The sequence below is a fragment of the Pseudoalteromonas sp. PA2MD11 genome (assembly GCF_017808125.1).
GTDB classification, from domain to species: domain Bacteria; phylum Pseudomonadota; class Gammaproteobacteria; order Enterobacterales; family Alteromonadaceae; genus Pseudoalteromonas; species Pseudoalteromonas simplex.
In genome coordinates, this window is the sequence record NZ_JADKNF010000026.1 from 41,777 (window position 1) to 48,494 (window position 6,718).

Annotated in this window: 3 protein-coding genes; 1 reads left to right on the forward strand and 2 read right to left on the reverse strand. The window is 37.5% G+C overall.

The window, feature by feature from the left end; all coding sequences use genetic code 11:
• Window positions 1-27 precede the first annotated feature (27 nt).
• Window positions 28-1,818 carry a 2OG-Fe(II) oxygenase family protein gene (locus ISP07_RS19800; RefSeq protein ID WP_209328658.1) on the reverse strand — a complete coding sequence of 597 codons (1,791 nt, stop codon included), beginning with the start codon at window positions 1,816-1,818 and terminating at the stop codon, window positions 28-30.
• A gap of 264 nt (window positions 1,819-2,082) precedes the next feature.
• Complete coding sequence (locus ISP07_RS19805) at window positions 2,083-3,258, reverse strand: DUF547 domain-containing protein (RefSeq protein ID WP_209328659.1); 1,176 nt, start codon at window positions 3,256-3,258, stop codon at window positions 2,083-2,085.
• A gap of 636 nt (window positions 3,259-3,894) precedes the next feature.
• On the opposite strand from ISP07_RS19805, the gene ISP07_RS19810 reads away from it, so the two are divergent.
• Window positions 3,895-6,531: a TonB-dependent receptor gene (locus ISP07_RS19810; protein ID WP_166339714.1), complete on the forward strand. Its 2,637-nt coding sequence runs from the start codon at window positions 3,895-3,897 to the stop codon at window positions 6,529-6,531.
• The last annotated feature ends 187 nt before the right edge of the window (window positions 6,532-6,718 follow it).

Sequence of the window (6,718 nt, forward strand, 5' to 3'; positions counted from 1 at the left end):
AGACCATCATCTAGATGGTCTTTTTTATTATTTTAAGGGCATGATATCACATGGAATGGTTAGCCGAGGGCTAGTGCTTTTTAGTTGGTATGTACCATGCCAAATATAGCTTGGAAATATAATAATTTGACCTTCTTCAGGGCATATTTCACGAGCTATAGACTCACGTTCACCTAAGTTAAGACTGGTTTCTCCTAGCTTAAGCCAGCCATTTTTAGTGCCATCATCTTTACTCATTTCATTAGGAATAGAAATATAGCTCGGCGCTGATAACCAACCTTGAGGGTGGATATGATTAGCATGAAAACCGCCTTCTTCTAGTTTCACTGACCAACTACCTCTAGCAACAAATCGTTTATGGTTACGTGCTAAAAGAGGGTGGTTAGCATCCTTTGGTAACTGCATTAGGTATTGATTAATGCATTGGCTCATAGATGACTTAAATAAATCAATAAGTTGGTTTGAGCGGTGTAATAAGTGACCTTGTGTTTGACTACCGCTGCGCACACTTTGATCTAATGGTTGTAGTTTATTTGTGTGAAGGCTGATCATTAATTCCTGCAACTGCTTATTAAAATCTGCAAAGGTTTTAAAACCTGGCGGAGCAGGCAGCTCCATGACTTTAACGAATTTATCTAGGTCAGTTAACCAGTGATATTTATCATCATTTGATAAGCGCCAAGCAATACTTAAATATGCCCAAAGCTCTTGGTTATTAGGATTAAATTTTACAGCAGTTTCTAAGTGAAAGATCGCTGAGCTGTAATCGCCTTGTTGTATGTAAAAGTTTGCTAAATCAATACAGTAACGAGCATTTTGTGGAGCTGCTTTAACGAGCTGTTGAAGGAGTGAAAATGCTTTTTCTTCGTCACCTGTTCTATCAAGAATAATACTGTGGGCATGATGTAAATCTAAATTTTGTGGGTTGTTTTGTGTTGCATTACTACTTACTAATAATGCTTCTTCTAGTTTATCTAGTTGTAGTAGTTGACCAATTTGCGAGTGGATCAGAACAGGGTTTGCATCAAAGTGTTTAAAAGTGTCTGCATATGAACTCATTAACTGGCTCTGAGAGTGCTCCCAGTAGAGTTTATTAAGGCTTTCATGTGCAGGTACATAGTTAGGAGCAAGCTCTAGGCATGCCTTAAGGTGAGCTTGTGCTTGTTCATATTGCTGTAAATCATAGTATGTACAACCAACTATGTAATGCAATTCGGCGCTTGGTTGCTGTTTTAAAAGCATTTGCAAAAGCGCTAATGCCTCGGGAAATTGACCTAAATTTCTATAATTACAGGCATGTTTATAAACGAAATGAAATTGCCCTTTAAATTGTTTTGGCAATTTTGTTTGAAAATAGTTTTCGATTTTTTGTAAGTCACCCAGTCGCTCGAAAAGTTCTAAAGTGAGCCAATGGTAACGGACTAATGCGTTCTGAGAGGGCGATGTTTTGCTTAATAAAAGTTCGGCTTTTAATAATTCATCTTGATTAATTAGACTTTCAATGTAATTGAGGCGTGGTTTTTCAAGAGACAAAGAAACTGTGTTGTATTCACAAAAATGAATACAGTCTGCATACTTTTTTTGTTTACATAGTAGATTAGTGTAGTTGTCTAAAAGGCCAACATGATTACTAAATTGGCTAAGGCCTTTTAAATAACACTGCTCTGCATCAGTTGTTTTGTTTACAGCTGATAAACATAAGCTATTTAATGTATACCAATCAGCGGTTTTATTTGTATGTAAAGAAAGGAGTTGTAATGCCTGCACATATTGTTGTTGATTGAATGCGTGCAAAGCTCTTTGTAATGAATTATTCACTCGTAAACCCTGTTTTTGCTTTATGTTAACAGGGTGTACAGTAAAGTAAAATATTACTCTTGATTTACATCAAGGTCTTTGATTTATTCAGTGTGTTTATTGCCATTTACTTGTTGGTGAAGGGTAATAAACAGCCCTGAAAGTTAAATTAGTTTAGGTTTTTGCTGTAAGGCCTGACCTGGTTGTGAAAAGCTGACTTAGCAATAAAGTTTCTATTCGAAAAAGACCGCATGCCGCTGATTACTGACATGCGGTGTTTAGCGATTAATTAGTTGAATCAATATCTTTGATCTCAACAGTACCGCTATTGTCTTGGCGTTTTAAGTTAAGCTTTTTAATTTTTTCTAACATTTCAGGTGAAAAGCGACCAAAATCCATTGTACGCATCATGATAGAGTCGTTAATAAAGTTAACATTAACGGCCCCCATACCTGAGCTACTGCCATCTTCAGATACTGGTACATCAGAATTACTCACCACAGCGTTTAACATTGCTGCTGGGTTAGTTGATGCAGTTGCACCAAAACTACGCTCTGTACCAAATAAGTCGGTTATATTCCAATCTTCAATGTCAATTTTAAAACGTTTTGCGTATTTAACATCGCTTTTCATTTGCCCTTCAGCGTAGTCTTCTAAATGCTCACGTAAGTCAGTTTCGAAGTCAGTAAATAATGATTCAGTTTGCTCATAATATTTAGATACATAAAGGCGGCTTTTACGCTTAATTTGCATGCCTCGATTAGAGTTTACAAATTCTTCACCATTTTCAACTAGTTGATGGTAAACCTTATTACCTTTATAAGCTTCATTGCGCAGGTTTGGGCTACCTATGTTACCTTGATAAAAGCCATACATGACGATTGGTTTCTTTTTACCGAATTTTTCAAAAACAATTTTATGTTGGATATCATTGAGTGAAAGCTTATAGCCGGCAACGGTTAAAAACTCTTCATCTAAAATTGAATCATCATCAAAAAGAAGATCTTCTGTATCGCGAATAGGGTAGTGCTCGATTAACTTTTCAACTATCGCTGTATTGTAAAGGTTAAGCCAGTATGCCAATTGCTCATCGAGGCTAAGTTCGTTAAGAGAAATTTCGTCAGGTACTTTTTCTAGGCTTATACGAATTTTGTGAAAGCCATCTTTTATTTCTGATTTAGATACTGCCTCAAATAAAAAACGATTAGCCTCCAAAGCTGTATCATTATTTTTATGTGATTTCATGCGCGTGCCAATGGATGATTGGGATTTACGTGAGCTTCTATCAGACCTGCCCATATCTAGCACTGTTATTTCAAGTAGGTTATCAAGATCCTCGTATGAAATTCTTATATCTCTATTAAGGCTAAAATCTGAGAATTCCTCTGGTAGTTCATTGATTTTTGCGTACGAAGAAAGTGAGCAAAAAGTAAATGCAATTAGTAATAATTGTTTAATCATGGTTTTTCCTTGTTGTTTTAACAATCTAACTATTGCCGATTGTTACATTTTTTTCAAGTTGGAATGTACCGAATTTATTACTACTTAGCGTCTTGGGCTTAGTAAATAAGGAGGGTGAGCTTTTTTCTTGAGTCGACCAATGGGTTTAGTTAATAGAATGTTCATTCTATTAACTTTTGCATGGTTAATCTTAAAAAACACTTCTAACTGTCATCTTGTCTAAGTAATTTGTAGTTTCGTCTATATCTATTGGGTTTAAGTTTTCAAATTCTAAATTTAAGTGAAAAAAAAATCCAAAATACAAATCGCCTATTTGTTGTGTTTATTGCAATTATTTGGCGTTATTCTGGTGTGTGCCTTTATTGGTACTAAATAATGAAATTCTTCTTTCTCTTTGTAACTCATTGTTAATGATGCTGTACCCTTTGTGGTTTAAGGGTTTTTCGTGTGTTAAATTTATTTTTAATTCTGTGGTGTTTTTATATTTATTGTTAAAAGTTGAACTTTTGCGTTAGTGAAGTGTTGACCTTTGAGAGTGGCGAGTATTATTATCAAAGCTCGAAATGACTGCGGAATATGCATTTATTTTGAATAACTATAAATATTCCATGAATAACATGGTCCAGGGAGAATCAAATGTTAAATAATAAAGTTTCAAAAGCTGTTCGCTTAGCGGTTGCTTTTGGTGCAGCTTCGACAGCTGCATTTTCTGCTAGTACATTTGCTGCAGATGAAGAAAACGCAGGGAAAGTTGAACGCATCGAAGTAACAGGTTCACGTATCAAGCAAGTTGATATGGAAACTGCCTCACCAGTGACAGTTATTACTGCAGCTGATATCCAGTTATCTGGTGAAGCGACAGTTGCAGATGTATTAAATAACTCGTCTGTAAACAGTTTCGGTTCTTGGCGTGGTATGTCAGGTTATGGTTCAGGTGCCGCCGCAACTTCAAATGTTAATATGCGTGGCCTTGGTGCAAACTATACACTTGTATTATTAGACGGCCGTCGTATGCCAGGTACTAGTTCTTCTTCTGGTGCTGCAGCTGATACGTCACGAATTCCAATGGCAATCGTTGAACGTATTGAAATTCTTCGTGAAGGTGCATCTGCGGTATATGGCTCTGATGCGGTTGCTGGTGTAATCAACATCATCACTAAAAAAGATTTTAATGGTTTAAACTTCACATATGACACAGAGTTACCTTCAGTTGAAGGTGGTGATACTAACCGTTTCTCAGTGACAGGTGGTTATGCATCTGATAAAGGTAATATCACATTAACTTACGAACACTACAAAGCAGATGCAGTTTATGACCGTGATATCTGGGAATTAGATTCTGAATTATACGGTGCATTTTCGTCTTACAGCTCTGTTCCAAATGGTCAAGGTAAAGACTCTAAAAACTGGTACTCAGCAGACTTATGTGATGTTGCAGATAATACAGTACCAAGTAGCGACGGCCGTTGTTTATATAGTTATGGCGCTGTGACTAAGCTTTTCGCTGACGCAGAACAAGACTCAATCCTTTCAAACTTTAAGTATGAGTTAACAGACGACTTATATTTCCGTGGCCGTGCAAGTGCTTCAATGTCTAAGACTGATGCTCGTTATGCTGGTACACCTGTATCAACTACAAAACCGACTATGTATGCTGATAACCCTATGAACCCATATGGTGAAGATATTTCACTAAGCATGCGTTCAGCTAACTTGGGTAACCGTGATACTCGTGTTGAAATTGCTAACATTGATTTTGTTGGTGGCTTAGTAGGTTATACTGATATTGGTAACGGATTTGACTGGGAAATCAATGCGCAGCGTAGCCGCTCTACGACTGAATCATTCAACCGTAATCTAATTAATGATCCACTTGTACAGTCTCTAATCGATACAGGTGAATACGATATCTTCAATACTACAGGTATGGACTTTGCTTCATGGGATGCACAAATGGCAGAGCTTTATGCTGGTGCAGCTCACATGGGTACCTATAAAGCAGAGTTCGAAAGCACTCAATTTGACGGTTTAGTTTCTACAACGCTTGTTGATAATGAATCATTTACCTTAGCGGGTGTAGTAGGTGCTGAGTTTGAAACGATCGACTTCACTCAGTATTCAGACCCTCTATCTGCTTCAGGTAATGTGTCAGGTGGTTCAGGTGGTGATGATGTATTTGCAACACGTGACCGTACTTCTAGCTACTTAGAGCTACAAGCTGCTTTCCCATTCGGTTTAGATTTAAATGCTGCAGTTCGTTACGATAAATATGAGCAAGAAGGTGACGTAGGTGCATCTGTTGTTGCAGGTGAATTCGATAACGTAACTAGTCAACTTGGTGCTGCTTGGCGTATCACAGATGACTTATTAGTACGTGCAAGCTGGGGTGAGTCTTTCCGTGCTCCAAACATGGGTGAGATGTTCTCTAGTCAATCTTTAAGCTTCGAAACTAACTACGATACACTTTGGTGTGATAACCAAGGTAACGCTGCAAGCGATACTGTTTACTGTGCGCCAAGTGGTACACAACACAAAACGTGGTTTGGTGGTAACCCAGATTTAGAGCCAGAAGAAGGTGAGTCTCTAACTGTTGGTACAGTTTGGAATGTGACAGATACACTTTCAATGGAAGTTTCATACTACAAAGTAAAAATTGATAACCGTATTGCTGCAATCAGTACAGATCGCTTACTTTCAGATGAAATTGAAAATGGCTCTAACCCAGCTGTTGTGCGTGATGCAGAAGGTAAAATTGATGTAATGTACAGCTTTGATCAAAATATGGCTTCTTTAGAGACGTCTGGTTTTGACTTTAAAGCGAACTACACTCATGAAACTAATATCGGTGATTTCTCATTACGTGGTGAAGCAAGTTACGTTGAAGAGTTTGTAGAAATCACAGAAGCAGGTGCTGATCCTTTCGATTACTCTGGTCTTCAAGATTACCCAGAGTGGCGTGCAAATATGACGCTTGATTGGAAATATGATAACTTTGGGGCTGCTTGGTCTACTTACTACATTGGTAAACAAGAATCAGGCGCTGAAGAATTTAACAATCCTTCTTTAGCGCCAGTTGCGAGCTACTTCAAGCATAATGCACAAGTATCTTATACACATGATTGGAACGGTAAAGTAACATTTGGTGTGAATAACATCTTCGACCGTGAAGCACCTAAATGGTACGACGGTTTCTACGACTACCGTGATGCTTCTACAGCACTATATGATGTGCTTGGCAGAACAATTTTCTTAAAAGTAGAACAAACGTTCTAATTTTAAAGAATGCATAAGCTTCAAAAACCTCGCCTAATTGCGAGGTTTTTTTTTAAATAACAATAAATCTATAGGGTTATTTATATTGAAATACTTACCTATGTGGTAACCCCCCCGAAAAATAACAGTCCTCAAAAGTAGAATTTTCTCGTAAATTAGACGAAGGAGATCTACATGAAAAAATCAA